Here is a 15,991-nt window from a genome sequence, read left to right as displayed (position 1 = left end):
GGCGTGGCTGGTCCGCCTGCGTGGACCATGACGGGCAGAGGATGAGCTCTGCCTCCCCGCTCCTCACTCCCCACACCCCACAGCCACCCCCGGACGCCCCCATGACCACCGCCGCCCTTCCCACCGCCCACGCCCCGCGCGCCCGCCGACGGCGCGGCCCGAAGTGGCTGGCGCCGGCGCTGTTCCTGGCGCCCGGCGTGTTCATGTTCGTCGTCTACGTCATCGCCCCGATCTTCGAGAGCATCTGGATCTCGTTCTACGACTGGGACGGCCTCGGCCCGATGACCTTCATCGGCGCCGCCAACTACGTCGAGCTGTTCGACGACGAGGCCTTCTACACGGCCCTGGAGAACAACGTCGTCTGGCTGCTCCTCTACATGCTCGCCGTTCCCGGCGGCCTGTTCGTCGCGCTTTTCCTGAACCAGACCGTGTTCGGCATCCGCCTGGTGAAGAGCCTCTTCTTCTTCCCCTTCGTGATTTCCCAGGTCGTCGTCGGCCTCGTCTTCGCCTGGTTCTACGATCCGAGCTTCGGCATCCTCGCGATGATCTTCGAGGCCTTCGGCATGAAGCCGATCGCCATCCTCGCCGACGAGGACTACGTCACCTACGGCATCATCGCCGCCGGCCTCTGGCCGCAGACGGCCTACTGCATGATCCTCTACCTCACCGGCCTCAACGCCATCTCGCCCGACCAGATCGAGGCCGGCCGGCTCGACGGCGCCAAGGGCTGGCGCATGCTCTGGCACGTGGTGCTGCCGCAGCTGAGGCCGGCCACCTTCATCGCCGTGGTCGTCACGGTGATCGGCGCGCTCCGCTCCTTCGACCTCGTCTCCATCATGACCGATGGCGGCCCCTACGGCTCCAGCCGCGTGCTCGCCTTCTACATGTACGAGCAGGCGCTCTCCGAATACGGCTACCGGATGGGCTACGGCGCCGCGATCGCGGTCGTCCTCTTCGCCATCATGATGGTCTACATCTCCTTCTTCATCACCCGCATGATTTCCAACGAGCGGGGAGGGCGCTGACATGTTCCCCACACCGATCGCCCGCGTCTCCGCTCCCGTCCGCGTCGGCTACAAGGTGCTGCTGCCCGTCGCGCTCGTCGTCTGGCTGCTGCCGCTTCTGGCCGTCATGCTCACCTCCATCCGCAGCCAGGGCGACATCGCCGCCGGCAACTACTGGGGTTGGCCGACCGAGTTCAACCTTCTCGACAACTACAGCGCCGTCTTCGAGCGCTCGCCCATCGGCCAGTACATCCTCAACTCCTTCAAGGTGACGATCCCGACCGTGATCGGCGCCGTCGCGCTCTCCTGCCTCACCGGCTACGCGCTGGCGGTCTATCGCTTCCGCGGCAACCTGTTCGTCTTCTTCATGTTCGTCGCCGGCAACTTCGTGCCCTTCCAGATCCTGATGGTGCCCGTGCGCGACCTGACGCTCGACATCGGCCTCTACGACACCACCCTCGGCCTCGTGCTCTTCCACGTCGCCTTCCAGACCGGCTTCTGCACGCTCTTCATGCGCAACTTCATCCGCGCACTTCCCTTCGAACTGATCGAGGCCGCCCGCGTCGAGGGCGTCAGCGAGTGGCAGATCTTCACCCGCGTCGTCCTGCCGCTCGTTCGTCCAGCGATTGCAGCGCTTTCCGTGCTGGTCTTCACCTTCATCTGGAACGACTACTTCTGGGCCACGGTGCTTGCCCAGTCGTCCACCGTGCAGCCCGTCACCGCCGGCCTCTACGCCCTCAACGGCCAGTGGATCGCCCAGTGGCATCTGGTCTCCGCCGGCTCCATCGTGGCCGCACTGCCGCCGGTGCTGATGTTCTTCATGATGCAGAAGCACTTCATCGCCGGCCTGACCCTCGGCGCCACTAAGGGCTGACCCGCCGTGACCGCATCCCCCTTCATCGCCCACCGCCTCGACGCTGCCGGCCTCACCCTCGTGGTCGCCGGACCCGCCGGCCGCGTCCCGGGCATCGCATACTGGGGCCCCGCGCTGCCGCCGGACGACGACATCGCCGCGCTGGCCGCCGCGTCCGCCTTCCCGGTCGGCCACGCGGGCCTCGACGTCCCCTATGCCGCATCCCTCTTTCCCGAGGCGGCGCACGGCCATTTCGGCACGCCCGCCCTGGAGGCCTTCTCGATCGGCGACGACGGATCCGCCCGCCGCTGGACGACGCGCTTCGCCCCGACCGCCGTCGAGGTCGCCGACGGCGCGCTGATCGTCGAGGCCGCGGACGGCGTGGCAGCGCTGTCCCTCCGGATCACCCTGTCGCTCGCCTCCGGCACCGGCGTCCTCGCCGCCCGCACGCGCCTCGCCAACGACGGCGACCGCCCGCTCGCCGTCGGGTGGCTCGCCGCCCCGGCCATCCCCGTCCCGCGCGACGACACGGAGCTCCTCTCCTGGCACGGCCGCTGGTGCTCGGAGGTCAACCGCACCGCCGAGCCCTGGCCGCGCGGCGCCCGCGTGCTGGAATCCCGTCTCGGCCGCACCGGCCACGAGACCTTCCCCGGCTTCGTCAGCCTCGGCCCCGGCGCCGGCGAGACCGCCGGCCGCGCCACCGCCGCCCACTTCGGCTGGAGCGGCAACTGGCGCATGATCGCCGAGGACGTCTCTCCCGGCCTGCGCCACATCCTGGCCGGCGTCCTCCACCTCCCCGGCGAAGCCATCCTCGCCCCCGGCGAGGCGCTGGAGACTCCGCCGCTTTACGCGGCCCGCTCCGAAGCCGGCCTCAACGCCGCCAGCCACGCCTTCCATGCCGAGGCCCGCCGGCTCCTCGTCCACCCGCGCCCCGCCGCGCCCCGCCCGGTGCACTTCAACTCCTGGGAAGCGGTCTACTTCGACCTCGACGTCGACACCCTGAAGGACCTCGCCAGCCGCGCGGCCGCCGTCGGTGCCGAGCGCTTCGTGGTCGACGACGGCTGGTTCCCCAGCCGCGCCGACGACCGCGCCGGCCTCGGCGACTGGTGGGTCGATCCCGCCAAGTTCCCAGACGGCCTCCACCCGCTGATCGCCCACGTCCACGCGCTCGGCATGTCCTTCGGCCTCTGGGTCGAGCCGGAGATGGTCAACCCCGACAGCGACCTCTTTCGCGCCCACCCGGACTGGGCGCTCCGCCTCGACGGCTACGAGCAGCTTCTCGGCCGCCACCAGCTGGTGCTCGACATCGCCAACCCCGCTGTCTCCGACTACCTCTTCGACAAGCTGTCCGCGCTGCTGTCCGAGTACCCCATCGGCTACTTCAAGTGGGACATGAACCGCGTCCTGACGCTTGCCGGCCGCGACGGCCGCCCGGTTGCCGCCGAGCAGCCGGCTGCACTCTACGCGCTGCTCCAGCGCCTGCGTGCCGCCCATCCCGGCACCGAGATCGAAAGCTGCTCCTCCGGCGGCGGCCGCATCGATTTCGGCATCCTGCCCCATGTCCAGCGCTTCTGGCTCTCCGACAACAACGACGCCCACGACCGTTGGCGGATGAACCGCGAGGCGTCCGTCTTCTTCCCGCCGGAGGTCTTCGGACACCACGTCGGCCCGTCCCCCTGCCACACCTCCGGCCGCCGGCTGTCGATGGCCTTCCGCGCCTACACCGCGGCCTTCGGCGGCCACATGGGGCTGGAGCTCGACCTCCGCGCCCTCGCCGCCGACGAGGAGGCCGTCCTCCGCGATGCCATCGCCTTCCACAAGCGCTGGCGCTCTGTCCTCCACGCCGGCCGCCTCGAGCGCCTCGTCCTGGAACCGGGATACCTGGGATCCATCGTCCACGCGCCCGACGGATCGTCCTTCATCGCTGCCATCGCCCAGCGGGAAACCCTCACGCGCTCATCCGGCGCGCTTGTTTCTCTCACCGGCCTGGATCCTCTGGCCCGCTACCACGTTCGGTTCGCCGAGGGGGCGCCCCTGCCGACATCCGGCGGCAGGAGCTTCCCGTCCCCCTTGGCCGACCCGGCAGGCCTCACCGCCTCCGGCCGCGCCCTCGCCACATCAGGCTTCCGCCTCCCCACCGGCTGGCCCGACCAGCTCTGGCTGGTCGAAGGCCACCGCACCGAGGGTCCATGATGAACAACCCGACAGAGTGCACCGCCACGCTCGCCCGCAAGGTCGTCCCCCGCTCGCACGAATCCGGAGCACGCCGGTGACCGCCCCCGCCAATCCCGCCCCCGCCTACCTCGCGGTCGACTGGGGCACCTCCAGTCTCCGCGTTTGGGTGCTCTCCCACGCCGGGGACGTCCTGGCCGAGCGCCGCTCCGCCGAGGGCATGGACACGCTCCACCAGGACGGCTTCGAGGCGGTCCTGCGCCGCCACCTCGCTGCCCTCGGCCCCATCGTCGAGGCACTGCCGCGGCCGCTCCCCATCGTCCTCTGCGGCATGGTCGGCGCCCGCCAGGGCTGGCGCGAAGCGCCCTACGTCGACGTGCCGACCCGCCTCGACGCCGTGGTCGACCGCGCCACCGTCGTCTCCGTCGAGGGCATCGACGCCCGCATCCTCCCCGGTCTCGCCCGCCGCAACCCGGAGCGGCCCGACGTGATGCGCGGCGAGGAGACCCAGCTCCTCGGCCTCCTCCTCGATCATCCCGACGCCACCGGGCTCGTTGCCATGCCCGGAACCCACGCCAAGTGGGTGCGGCTGCGCGGCGGCACCGTCACCGGCTTCACAACAGCGATGACGGGCGAGCTCTTCGCGCTGCTCTCGCGACACTCCATCCTGCGCCATTCCATCGGCGACGCCGAGCCGACCAGCGACCCCGACAGCCCCGCCTTCCGCGAGGGCCTGACCCGCGCGCTGGCCGACCCCGGCATGATCGGCGCCAAGCTGTTCGCCGTCCGCGCTGGCGGCCTCCTCTTCGGCACCGGGCCGGAAGCCTCCGCCGATCTCCTCTCCGGCCTCCTCATCGGCGCGGAGGTGGGCGCGGCGCTCATTGGTCTCGATGGCAACGAACCTGTCATTCTCGTCGCTACCGGAAAGCTCGCGCGCCTGTATTCTGCCGCCGTCGAGGCGGGCGGCCGAACCGTTCGCCTCGTCGACGCCGACGTCGCGGTGCGCAAGGGGCTTCTGCACGCCGCCCGTCGTTTCTGGCCACCTCCGGCCTGACCTTCCTTTCCGGGCGCGGGCCATGCTTGCGCCGGTGGGGGCACCACCGATGAGGACCAACGCATGAGTTCACTCTACACCCCTGTCGCCTGGCCCACCCTCGGGCGCAACCTCGTGGCCATCCTGCGCGGCGTCACGCCCGACGAGGTCGGCCCGATCGGCGACGCCCTGGTGGACGCCGGCTTCGAGGCGATCGAGGTACCGCTCAACTCGCCCGACGCGATCTCCTCGATCGGCCGCCTTGTCGAGCGGCTGCCCAACCACGTCTTCGTCGGCGCCGGCACGGTGCTCGCCACCGAGGAGGTCGAGGCCGTGGGCAGCGTCGGCGGCCGGCTGATCGTCTCGCCGAACGTCGACGAGCACGTCGTCCGCACGGCGGTGAAGCTCGGCATGGTCACCATGCCCGGCGTCTTCACGCCCACCGAGGCCTTCGCGGCCCTGCGCTACGGCGCCTCCGGCCTGAAGTTCTTCCCCGCCTCCGTGCTCGGCGCCTCCGGCATCGCCGCCATGTCCGCGGTGCTGCCCAAGGGCGTTGTCATCGGTGCGGTCGGCGGCGTCGCCGACGCCGACTTTGCCGCCTACGCCGCCGCGGGCGTCACCGCTTTCGGCCTCGGCTCCAGCCTCTATCGTCCCGGCTACACCGCCGCCGACGTGGCCGCCAAGGCCCGCTCCGCTGTCGCCGCCTACGACGCCGTCCACGAAAGGGTCGCCGCCTGATGACCTCGCCCGCCGTCTACTCCGACGTCGTCTGCCACCTGGGGGAGGGGCCTTCGGCCCATCCCACCCTCGGCAGGCTGTTCTGGTTCGACATTCTCGGCCGCCGTCTCCTGGAGCGGCGCTTCGACAGGGCGGGCACCACGATCAACGATCTGCCCTTCGTGGCCTCGGTCGCCGCCGTCATCGACGGCGACCGCCAGCTGATCGTCGCGGAGAACGGCCTCCACGTCCGCGACATCGCGACCAACCGGCTCATGCTCCTGAAGCCGCATCTGGCCGACGACAAGGCGACACGCACCAACGACGGCCGCGTCCATCCCTCCGGCAGCCTCTGGTTCTCCACCATGCGCTGGGACGTGGCTGACGGCACCGGCGCCATCTGGTGGTTCCGGGGCGGCGAGATCCGCCGCCTCCTCGCCGACACGCCGATCGCCATCCCGAACGCCATCTCCTTCGCGCCCGACGGCACCCACGCCTATTTCTCCTGCTCCAAGCAGGCGACGGTGTTCCGCGTCGCGACCGACCCGGCGACCGGCCTTCCCACCGGCGACGCCAAGGTCTTCACCAAGGTGTCCGACGGCGGTCCCGACGGCGCGGTCGTCGACGTCGACGGTCTGCTCTGGAACGCCCGCTGGGGCGGCGGCGCCGTCGACGTCTATGCGCCCGATGGCCGCCGCGTCGCCTCCCACCCGGTGCCCGCCACCCAGTCTTCGTGCCCGGCATTCGTCGGCCCGAACGCCGACCGTCTCGCCGTCACCTCGGCCTGGGAGGGCATGGACGCCGCCGCCCGCGAAGCCGATCCCTTCGCCGGCCAGACCTTCCTCCTCGACGTCCCGGTCAAAGGCCGCTTCGACCCCCCGGTCGTCATCGCCTGACCCAGGCGCCCCGCGCCCTCCCCGTCCGCCAACACACCAACATCGGCCAAACGCACTACCCCATGACCCAGCAAACCCTCGGCGTCTGCTACTACCCCGAACACTGGCCCGAATCCCTCTGGGCCGAGGACGCCCGGCGCATGCGCGAGGCCGGCATCCTCTTCGTCCGTATCGGTGAGTTCGCCTGGTCGCGCCTGGAGCCCTCCCGCGGCGACTATCGCTTCGACTGGCTTGCCCGCGCCATCGACACGCTGCACGCCCACGGCCTCAAGGTCGTTCTCGGCACGCCAACGGCCACCCCGCCGAAGTGGCTCTGCGACGAGATGCCGGACATGCACGCCGTAACGGCCGACGGCCGCCCCCGCCGCTTCGGCTCGCGCCGCCACTACGACTTCTCGCATGAGCCCTACGCCCTCGAATGCGACCGTATCGTCACCGAGGTCGCGCGCCGGTTCGGGGATCATCCCGGCGTCGCCGCCTGGCAGACCGACAACGAATACGGCTGCCACGACACGATCGAGAGCTATTCGCCGGCCGCCCTCGCCGCCTTCCGCCGCTGGCTCGCCGCCAGGTACGGCACCGTCGAGGCCCTCAACGCCGCCTGGGGCAACGTGTTCTGGTCGATGGAACTTGCCTCCTTCGACGAGGCTGAACTCCCGAACCTCACCGTCACCGAGGCGAACCCGTCTCACCGGCTGGATTTCCAGCGCTTCTCCTCCGACCAGGTCGTCCGCTTCAACGCCCGCCAGTGCGAGATCATCCGCCACTACTCGCCGGGCCGGACCATCCTGCACAACTACATGGGCTCCTTCACCGCCTTCGATCACTACAAGGTCTCCGAGGACCTCGACGCTGCCTCCTGGGACAGCTACCCCCTCGGTTTCCTGGAGCAGTTCGCTCCCGACGACGCCATGCGCGAGCGCTACCTCCGCGTCGGCGATCCCGACCACCAGGCCTTCCACCACGACCTCTACCGCGCCTGCGGCCGCGGCCGCTGGTGGGTGATGGAGCAGCAGCCCGGCCCGGTGAACTGGGCGCCCTACAACCCCGCGCCCGCGCCCGGCGCGCTCCGCCTTTGGGCCTTCGAGGCCTACGCCGCCGGCGCCGAGGTGGTCAGCTGGTTCCGCTGGCGCCAGGCCCCCTTTGCCCAGGAGCAGATGCACGAGGCGCTCCTCCTCCCCAACTCCGAGGAGAACGAAGGCTACCGCGTCGTCACGGAACTCTCCGGCGAACTCGCACACCTGTCCGCCCGCGTAGAGTCCGCCCGCGCCGACGTCGCCCTCGTCTTCGACTACGAGAGCGAATGGGCCTGGAAGATCCAGCCCCAGGGCCGCGACTTCTCCTACCTGGACCTCGTCTTGCGCTTCTACCGCGCGCTCCGCCGCGCCGGCGTCTCGGTCGACGTCATTCCGCCGACCCCCGAGGCCGTCGCCGGCCGCCGGCTGGTGCTGCTGCCCGGTCTGTTCTCGCCCAGCGCGGCCTTCGTCGACGCGCTGCAAACCTCCGGCGCGGTCGTCCTCGCCGGCCCCCGCTCCGGCTCCAAGACGCCCGACTTCCAAATCCCGGCCGACCTGCCGCCCGGTCACCTCCGCCGCCTGATCGATCTCAAGATCCGCCGCGTGGAAAGCCTGCGCCCCGGCATCGCGATCCCCGTCGCCGGCTCCAACGCCGGCGCCGCCTTCGACGGCTGGCGCGAGTTCGTCGTCCCCGGCGCGGCCGAGGTCGCCGCCGCCTCCACCGACGGCGAACCGGTGCTCCTGCGCCAGGGCCCGGCTCACTATCTCGCCGGCCGCCCCAACGCGGTCCTCGCCGACGAAGTCGTCCGCCGCCTCCTCGACGCCGCCGGCCTGGAGGCGCTCACCCTCCACCCCGACATCCGCGTTCGCGACAACGGCCCGCTCCGATACGTTTTCAACCATGGACCGGAGCCGATCGATGTCAGTTCGGTTATCGGTTCCAGCCAACTCCTCATCGGTTCACCCACGCTTCCGCCTTGCGGGGTCGCGGCATTCCGGAGAGGGTAGGCGACTGACAACGACGAGCGGGGCGCCGACAAGGCGCAGGCCCGCCATAAGCTCATACCAGTGGACCGATCATGACCAAGCCCACCCGCCGCTCCAAGCTCTGGTTCGACAACCCGGAGAACCCGGGCATGACCGCCCTCTACCTGGAGCGCTATCTCAACTACGGGCTCACCCGCGAGGAGCTTCAGTCCGGCAAGCCGCTGATCGGCATCGCCCAGACCGGGTCGGACCTCTCGCCCTGCAACCGCGTCCACCTGGAACTCGCCAAGCGCGTCCGCGAGGGCATCCGCGCCGCCGGCGGCATCGCCTTCGAATTCCCGGTCCACCCGATCCAGGAAACCGGCCGCCGCCCCACCGCCGCGCTCGACCGCAACCTCGCCTACCTCGGCCTCGTGGAGATCCTGCACGGCTACCCGCTCGACGGCGTGGTGCTCACCACCGGATGCGACAAGACCACCCCGGCCTGCATCATGGCCGCCGCCACGGTCGACCTTCCCGCCATCGTCCTCTCCGCCGGCCCGATGCTCGACGGCTGGATCGACGGCCGCCTCGCCGGCTCCGGCACCATCGTCTGGGAAAGCCGCCTGAAGCTCGCCGCCGGCGAGATCGACTACAACAAGTTCATGGACGCCGCGGCCGCCTCGGCCCCCTCGGTCGGCTACTGCAACACCATGGGCACGGCCTCCACCATGAACTCGCTCGCCGAGGCGCTCGGCATGAGCCTGCCCGGCAACGCCTCCATCCCCGCGCCCTATCGCGAACGTGGCCAGATGGCCTACGCCACCGGCGTGCGCATCGTGGAGATGGTCGACGAGGACCTCCGCCCGTCCAAGATCCTCACCCGCAAGGCGATCGAGAACGCGATCCTGGTGAACTCCGCCATCGGCGGCTCCACCAACGCCCAGCCCCACATCACCGCCATCGCCCGCCACGCCGGCGTGCCGATCGAGCCGATGGACTGGCAGACGGTCGGCTACGACGTCCCGCTCCTCGTCAACATGCAGCCGGCCGGCAAGTACCTCTCCGAGGGCTTCCACCGCGCCGGCGGCGTCCCGGTCGTCATGAAGGAGCTTCTCGCCCACGACCGCCTCAACGGCGACGCGCTCACCGTCACCGGCCGCACCGCCGCGGAGAACATTGCCGGCGCCCGCGCGCCTGACGGCGAGGTCATCATGTCCTTCGCCGCTCCGCTCAAGGAGCGCGCCGGCTTCATCGTCCTCAAGGGCAACCTCTTCGACAGCGCCATCATGAAGACCTCCGTCATCTCCGACGAGTTCTTCGAGCGCTATCTCAATCGCCCCGGCCAGAAGTGGGTGCTGGAGGGCAGGGCGGTCGTCTTCGACGGCTCGGAGGACTACCACCACCGCATCGACGACCCGGATCTCGCCATCGACGAGAACACCATCCTGGTCATCCGCTACGCCGGCCCGATCGGCTGGCCCGGCGGCGCCGAGGTGGTCAACATGCAGCCGCCCGCCGCTCTCATCAAGCGCGGCGTCGCCTCGCTGCCCTGCATCGGCGACGGCCGCCAGTCCGGCACCTCCGGCTCGCCCTCCATCCTCAACGCCTCGCCGGAAGCGGCCGTCGGCGGCGGCCTCGGCCTGATCGAGACCGGCGACATCCTGCGCATCGACCTTGAGAAAGGCACCGCCGACGCCCTCGTCGACCCCGCCGTCTGGGCCGAGCGCAAGGCCCGCTTCAAGCCCAACTACCCCGCCTCGCAGACGCCCTGGCAGGAAATCCACCGCGCCACCGTCGGCCAGTTCGACACCGGCGGCTGCATGGAGTTGGCCGTGAAGTACCGCAACGTCGCGGAAGCCGTGCCGCGCGACAACCACTAGGCCTCTAGCAAATTTACCTATCGGGCCAGGTAAGGGCGATCGGTACTACTGGCCGATACGATGCTGTAAAATCACGTATCGTCGTGATTAATCCTTATAAAAGGGATAGATGCGATCCTTGCGTTCAGTGAGGAGACGCATCTTGAGCCGCGATCGTTCGGTACAGTTGATCGCCAAATCCTACGCCTGGGTGATTGCCGTCCTGGGCCTTCTGTCCGTGGTCAATGCGGTCGCCGTGCACTCGACGCTGAAGATGCAGTTGAGCCACAGCGATCTCGCGATGACCTCGAACCAGCAGGTTCAGGCCTTCATCGCCGTCCAGACCGTGATCGCAGCCGTTATCGATACGGCGAAGAACGAGGCGCTGCCAGACACCCGCTTCGAACGGGTCAAACACCGGCTGATCGAAGTCGCAGCCAATCTGGAGCAGGTGAACGCCGACGTCGTCGCAGCTTTCGCCGCGACCGAGGGGAACATCGTCACGACAGTGCCCGAGGCGACCCGCAGCGCCTACTTCTCCAAGCCGTTCGAACTGGCCCGCTGGATGGAGCATACCTCCGGGAGAGCGCGGGCCATAGCAAGCCTCACGCGGGAAGAGATCGTCAGCTACAACAACTGGTCGCCGACGGAGGTCGCGCTCGCATCCGGTACGACGCTGAAGGGCTTCAGGCAGGCCGAACAGGCCCTGAAGGAAGACGCCAAACTCTGGGGCGCGCGCGCCGAGCGTTTCCATCAGGCGCTGACTCTGCTTGCACTCCTGACCCTGGCGATCGAGGCTGCATTGATCTTTGGGCCACTGATCAGGAAGGTAAGGCAGGAAGCCGAGCGGCTCGAGGCAGCCCACGCCGAGATCGAGGTGCTAGCCTTCAGCGACGGCCTCACCGGCGCGGCCAACCGCGTCCGCTTCCGCCGGGCTCTTTCCATTGCCTGCGAGGCGGCGTCCAAAGGGGCCCCGTTCGCTGTCATCCTGTCCGATCTGAACAGGTTCAAGTCTGTCAACGACGGTTTCGGACACCAGGCCGGTGACCAACTCCTCGTCGAGGTCACCAACCGACTTCGCGCGTCGATCCGGCCCGGCGACATTGTCGCCCGGATCGGCGGCGACGAGTTTGCAATCCTTGCCCCTGGCCTGGACACCGAAGAAGGCGTGCAGGAGCTCGCCCTCGCGATCACCGCGGAAGTCGCCCGCCCATGGCACTACGACGGCTTTGACTTCGACGTGTCGATCAGTGTCGGCGCGGCTCTCTGCCCGAGGGACAGCGACGATCCGGATCGTCTCCTCGCCTACGCCGACCGGGCCCTCTATGAGTCCAAGCAGGAGGGCTTGCCCGTCAGCGTCTTCAAGTTCGAGGACCGCGCCCTCCGGGACGGAGACAGCGCTCTTCTTCGCGGACTGCCGATCGCGATCGCGCGCGGCGAATTCGAACTCCACTACCAGCCCAAAGTCCGGATCTCGGACGGAGCGATGATCGGAGCCGAAGCACTGGTGCGCTGGCGGCACCCTCAGCACGGTCTTCTTTCCCCGGCCAGCTTCCTTCCGATCGTCCTCCGGGGCGGCCGCATGGTCGAACTCACCCACACCATCCTGCATCTGGCCGGCTCGAACATGGCCTGTTGGCGGCGGGAGGGCATCGACTTCGGCAGGATCGCGGTCAACATCCCGGAAAGCATGCTCACCGGTCGCCTGGGCTTCGACTGCCTGACGGAAGTCCTGGATTGCTATTCCCTCGACGGCGATTTGTTCACCTTCGAGATCACCGAAGACGTGTTGTTTTCCCGCGCGGCCGCGACGATCCAGGCGGAAGTGGAGAATATCTCGGCAGCGGGCGTGCGCATATCCTTCGACGACTTCGGTACCGGCTTCGCGTCGCTCAGTCATCTCCGGCATTTCCGCTTCGACGAACTGAAGATCGACCGCAGCTTCGTTTCGGAGATCGGTCGCAGCGAGATGAGCGAGAAGATCGTCCTCGCTCTCGTCTCCCTGGCGCAGGCGCTCGGCAAGGAGATCGTCGCCGAAGGCGTGGAGACGGAAGACCAACTCGCCTTCCTGCGCGAGGCGGGCTGCACCTACGCCCAGGGCTATCTCTACGCCCGCCCCATGCCCGCTGCCGATTTCGAGGCATGGACGAGGACATACACCTCCAGCTTCCAGACCGGGCGGACCAAGCCCGAGCGCAATACTGCGCTCAGACGCGCGCTGGGCTGACCTGAAGGAGACCCGATATGAAGAAACTGGCCAAGACGTTCATTCTGGCTTTCACCATGCTCGCCGCTCCCTCGATCGCGGACGCTGCATCGTTGGAAGTCGAGCACTACTGGATCTCACCGTCCGAGAACGCCGCTATCATGGAGATCCGCAAGGGCTTCGAGGCGAGAGGCGGAACCTGGATCGACAGCCCGATGGCCAATCTGGAAACGCTTCGGACCGACCTGGCCGAACGCCTCGCCGTCGGCACGCCTCCTGGGGCAAGTCAGTGGTACGCTGGAGCAGCCTCCAAGGAGTACATCCAACTGGGAGCTATCGTGCCCATCGAGGTGGCGGGAGGTACGGAAGCCTGGAAGAGCAAGCTCCCGTCCTTCGTCGTCGACAGGATCAGTGTTGACGGCGTGATCTATCTGGCGCCTGTAGGAATTCACGTCGAAAACTGGATGTGGATCAACAAGAAGATATTCGACCGTCACCAACTGACACCGCCGAAGACCTGGCCGGAGGTTGTTGAGGTTGCTCATAGGCTGAAAGAGGCCGGCGAGACGCCGTTTGCCCTTTCGTCCGATACCTGGACGGTGAACCTGTTTCTGCGGGCCGTATTTACCGGCGTCTTCTCCGATCCACAGGACCGCGCCTTGATCAACGATTGGCGCGGGTTCATCGCCTCGCAGAAATTCGAGGAGGCGTTGGTCATCATCGACCAGCTCGCCGAGTTAATCGACATGCCCGACACGCCGCGCGACTGGGTTCGCGCAAACGAGGAGTTCGCCGCCGGGCAGGGCGCGATTGAGATCATGGGCGACTGGGCGAAGGCCGAACTGATGGCCAAGGGACTTGAGCCGGGCAGGGACTTCCTCTGCGAATTCGCACCTGGAAATCAGCGCTACCTCGCCACGGTGGTCGATTCCATGGTGTTCATGCACCCCGAAGACGACGAGATTCGCGCTGGCCAGGCCCTGTTGGCGGAAACCATCATGGACCCCGAGATCCAATCGGCCTTTTCCCGAGCGAAAGGCTCCACGCCGGCTAATCAGGAGGCGAAGGCAGCAAGCCTGGACGCGTGCGCCGCGAAGGTGAAGCTGGCGTTGGCGGATCCGACTCTCGACCTCGGCCAGTTCACCGTGGATTTTCCGAGCTACGGGACGAGCCGCTTCTGGAACGCGACGCGCCGCCTCCTGATCGAGCCCGCCACAACCGTTGAAGAGACGCTCGCGATCATCCGGGGCATGGCGAACGACCCCCAGATGAACTGAGGGTCCTTCGCCCGGCCTATTCCACCGTCACGCTCTTGGCCAGATTGCGCGGCTGGTCCACGTCGGTGCCGATGAACACGGCGGTGTGGTAGGCGAGCAGCTGGATCGGGATCGCGTAGACCAGCGGCGTGATCGTCGCCGGCATGTCCGGCAGCACGATCGTCTCCATCGTCTCAACCGACGCTTCCGCCGCGCCCTTCGGGTCGGTGATCAGGATGATCCGGCCGCCGCGCGCCGCCACCTCCTGCATGTTGGAGACCGTCTTCTCGAACACCCGGTCGTGCGGGGCGATCACGATCACCGGCATCTCCTCGTCGATCAGCGCGATCGGCCCGTGCTTGAGCTCGCCGGCCGCGTAGCCCTCGGCGTGGATGTAGGAGATCTCCTTCAGCTTCAGCGCGCCTTCCAGCGCCAGCGGGAAGCTCGTGCCGCGCCCGAGATAGAGCGCGTGCCGAACCTTGGAGAGCTTGTGCGCCAGCCGCTCGATCTGCGCCTCGCGCTTCAGTGCCTCGGCCGCATAGCGCGGGATCTCGCTGAGCGCCGCGACCAGCTTGCGCTCGTCGTCCTCCGATAGCGTCCCGCGCACCCGCCCTGCCGCCACCGCCAGCGCCGCCAGGACGGTCAGCTGGCAGGTGAACGCCTTGGTCGAGGCGACGCCCACCTCGGGCCCGGCCAACGTCGGAAACACGGCGTCGCTCTCGCGCGCGATCGTGCTCTCCTGCACGTTGACCACCGCCGCCACCGTCTGTCCCTGCGCCTTGCAGTAGCGCAGCGCGGCCAGCGTGTCGGCCGTCTCGCCCGACTGCGACACGAACAGCGACAGGTCGCCTGCATCGAGCGGCGCCTCGCGGTAGCGGAACTCCGACGCGATGTCGATGTCGACCGGCAGCCGGGCGAACCGCTCGAACCAATACTTCGCTGTCAGCCCTGCATAGTAGGCCGTCCCGCAAGCCGACATCGTCACCCGCTTCACGGTCCGGAAATCGAACGGCAGCCCGTCGGGCACCCGGATGCGTCCCGTGGTGAAGTCCAGGTAGCGCGCCAGCGTGTGGCCGATCACCTCCGGCTGCTCGTGGATCTCCTTGGCCATGAAGTGCCGGTGGTTGCCCTTGTCCACCAGGAAGGCCGACGCATTCGACGTCTGCACCGGCCGGCTCACCACCTCGCCCGCCTCGTTGCGGATCGTCACGCCCTCATGGGTGGCGACCGCCCAGTCGCCGTCTTCCAGATAGGTGAGGGTGGAGGTGAACGGCGCCAGCGCGATCGCGTCCGATCCGAAGAACATCTCGCCCTTGCCGTAGCCGACCGCCAGCGGCGAGCCGCGCCGCGCGCCGATCATCAGGTCCGGATGCCCGTCGAACAGGAACGCGAGCGAAAAGGCACCCGTCAGCTGCGGCAGCACCGCCGCCACCGCGTCGACCGGCGTCGCCCCGGCCTCTACCAGCGCCGACACCATGTGCGCGACGACCTCGGTGTCGGTGTCCGACTGGAACCGTCGCCCCTTGGCCTGAAGCCCTTCGCGCAGGTCGCGAAAGTTCTCGATGATTCCGTTGTGCACCACCGCGACCGTTTCGGTCGCGTGCGGATGGGCGTTGCGTTCCGTAGGGGCCCCGTGCGTCGCCCAACGCGTGTGCCCGATGCCGATGGTTCCGCCGAGCGGGCTCGTCGCGAGCTTGGCCGCCAGGTTGCCGAGCTTGCCCTCGGCCCGCCGCCGCGTGATCCGCCCACCCTCGAGCGTGGCGACGCCCGCGCTGTCGTAGCCGCGATACTCCAACCGCTTCAGCGCATCGACCAGGCGTCCCGCCACCGGCTCGCGTCCGACGATCCCAACAATTCCGCACATGCCATCGTCCCCGTTCAGGACTCCGACGCTAACCGCACGGCCAGAAAGCCCAGGTTAACGCCGCCCGAATCCGATGCGGCGAACCTAGGCCATGGCGCTGACCGGGCGGAAATCAACAAAGGTGACGGATTGTGACGCCCACCGGG

The 15,991-nt window shown here is 68.5% G+C and carries 11 protein-coding genes; 10 read left to right on the top strand and 1 reads right to left on the bottom strand.

Annotation, left to right across the window (positions count from 1 at the left end; all coding sequences use genetic code 11):
- Window positions 1-203: 203 nt before the first annotated feature.
- The 10 genes from HZ321_RS01800 (at window position 204) to HZ321_RS01755 (ending at window position 14,002) form a co-directional block, all read left to right on the top strand.
- Window positions 204-1,025: a carbohydrate ABC transporter permease gene (locus tag HZ321_RS01800; protein WP_181701700.1), complete on the top strand. Its 822-nt coding sequence runs from the start codon at window positions 204-206 to the stop codon at window positions 1,023-1,025.
- Window position 1,026: 1 nt separating this feature from the next.
- On the top strand, window positions 1,027-1,878 hold the full coding sequence (locus HZ321_RS01795; protein ID WP_181699629.1) for a carbohydrate ABC transporter permease: 852 nt from the start codon (window positions 1,027-1,029) through the stop codon (window positions 1,876-1,878).
- A gap of 6 nt (window positions 1,879-1,884) precedes the next feature.
- Window positions 1,885-4,050 (top strand): alpha-galactosidase, encoded by a 2,166-nt coding sequence (locus HZ321_RS01790; protein ID WP_181699626.1) that lies wholly within the window; start codon window positions 1,885-1,887, stop codon window positions 4,048-4,050.
- A gap of 76 nt (window positions 4,051-4,126) precedes the next feature.
- Window positions 4,127-5,083 (top strand): 2-dehydro-3-deoxygalactonokinase, encoded by a 957-nt coding sequence (locus HZ321_RS01785; protein WP_181701797.1) that lies wholly within the window; start codon window positions 4,127-4,129, stop codon window positions 5,081-5,083.
- A 63-nt stretch (window positions 5,084-5,146) separates the two neighbouring features.
- Window positions 5,147-5,800 (top strand): 2-dehydro-3-deoxy-6-phosphogalactonate aldolase, encoded by a 654-nt coding sequence (locus HZ321_RS01780; RefSeq protein ID WP_181699624.1) that lies wholly within the window; start codon window positions 5,147-5,149, stop codon window positions 5,798-5,800.
- Window positions 5,800-6,675, top strand: a complete 876-nt coding sequence (locus tag HZ321_RS01775) for an SMP-30/gluconolactonase/LRE family protein (protein WP_181699622.1) — start codon at window positions 5,800-5,802, stop codon at window positions 6,673-6,675. Before HZ321_RS01780 ends, HZ321_RS01775 begins: the two co-directional genes overlap by 1 nt.
- Window positions 6,676-6,737: 62 nt before the next feature.
- Window positions 6,738-8,699 (top strand): beta-galactosidase, encoded by a 1,962-nt coding sequence (locus HZ321_RS01770; RefSeq protein WP_181699620.1) that lies wholly within the window; start codon window positions 6,738-6,740, stop codon window positions 8,697-8,699.
- A 71-nt stretch (window positions 8,700-8,770) separates the two neighbouring features.
- Window positions 8,771-10,540 carry an IlvD/Edd family dehydratase gene (locus tag HZ321_RS01765; RefSeq protein WP_181699619.1) on the top strand — a complete coding sequence of 590 codons (1,770 nt, stop codon included), beginning with the start codon at window positions 8,771-8,773 and terminating at the stop codon, window positions 10,538-10,540.
- Window positions 10,541-10,682: 142 nt separating this feature from the next.
- The gene (locus HZ321_RS01760; RefSeq protein ID WP_181699617.1) at window positions 10,683-12,746 is read left to right on the top strand and encodes a putative bifunctional diguanylate cyclase/phosphodiesterase; all 2,064 of its coding nucleotides are present in this window, start codon (window positions 10,683-10,685) and stop codon (window positions 12,744-12,746) included.
- A 17-nt stretch (window positions 12,747-12,763) separates the two neighbouring features.
- The gene (locus HZ321_RS01755; RefSeq protein WP_181699615.1) at window positions 12,764-14,002 is read left to right on the top strand and encodes an ABC transporter substrate-binding protein; all 1,239 of its coding nucleotides are present in this window, start codon (window positions 12,764-12,766) and stop codon (window positions 14,000-14,002) included.
- A gap of 16 nt (window positions 14,003-14,018) precedes the next feature.
- Here HZ321_RS01755 and glmS read toward each other — a convergent pair whose 3' ends face one another.
- Window positions 14,019-15,845: a glutamine--fructose-6-phosphate transaminase (isomerizing) gene (gene glmS / locus HZ321_RS01750; protein ID WP_181699613.1), complete on the bottom strand. Its 1,827-nt coding sequence runs from the start codon at window positions 15,843-15,845 to the stop codon at window positions 14,019-14,021.
- Between the last annotated feature and the right edge of the window lie 146 nt (window positions 15,846-15,991).

This window comes from Chthonobacter albigriseus, assembly GCF_013839445.1.
GTDB lineage: Bacteria > Pseudomonadota > Alphaproteobacteria > Rhizobiales > Pleomorphomonadaceae > Chthonobacter > Chthonobacter albigriseus.
This window is presented reverse-complemented; position numbering and strand designations above follow the sequence as displayed.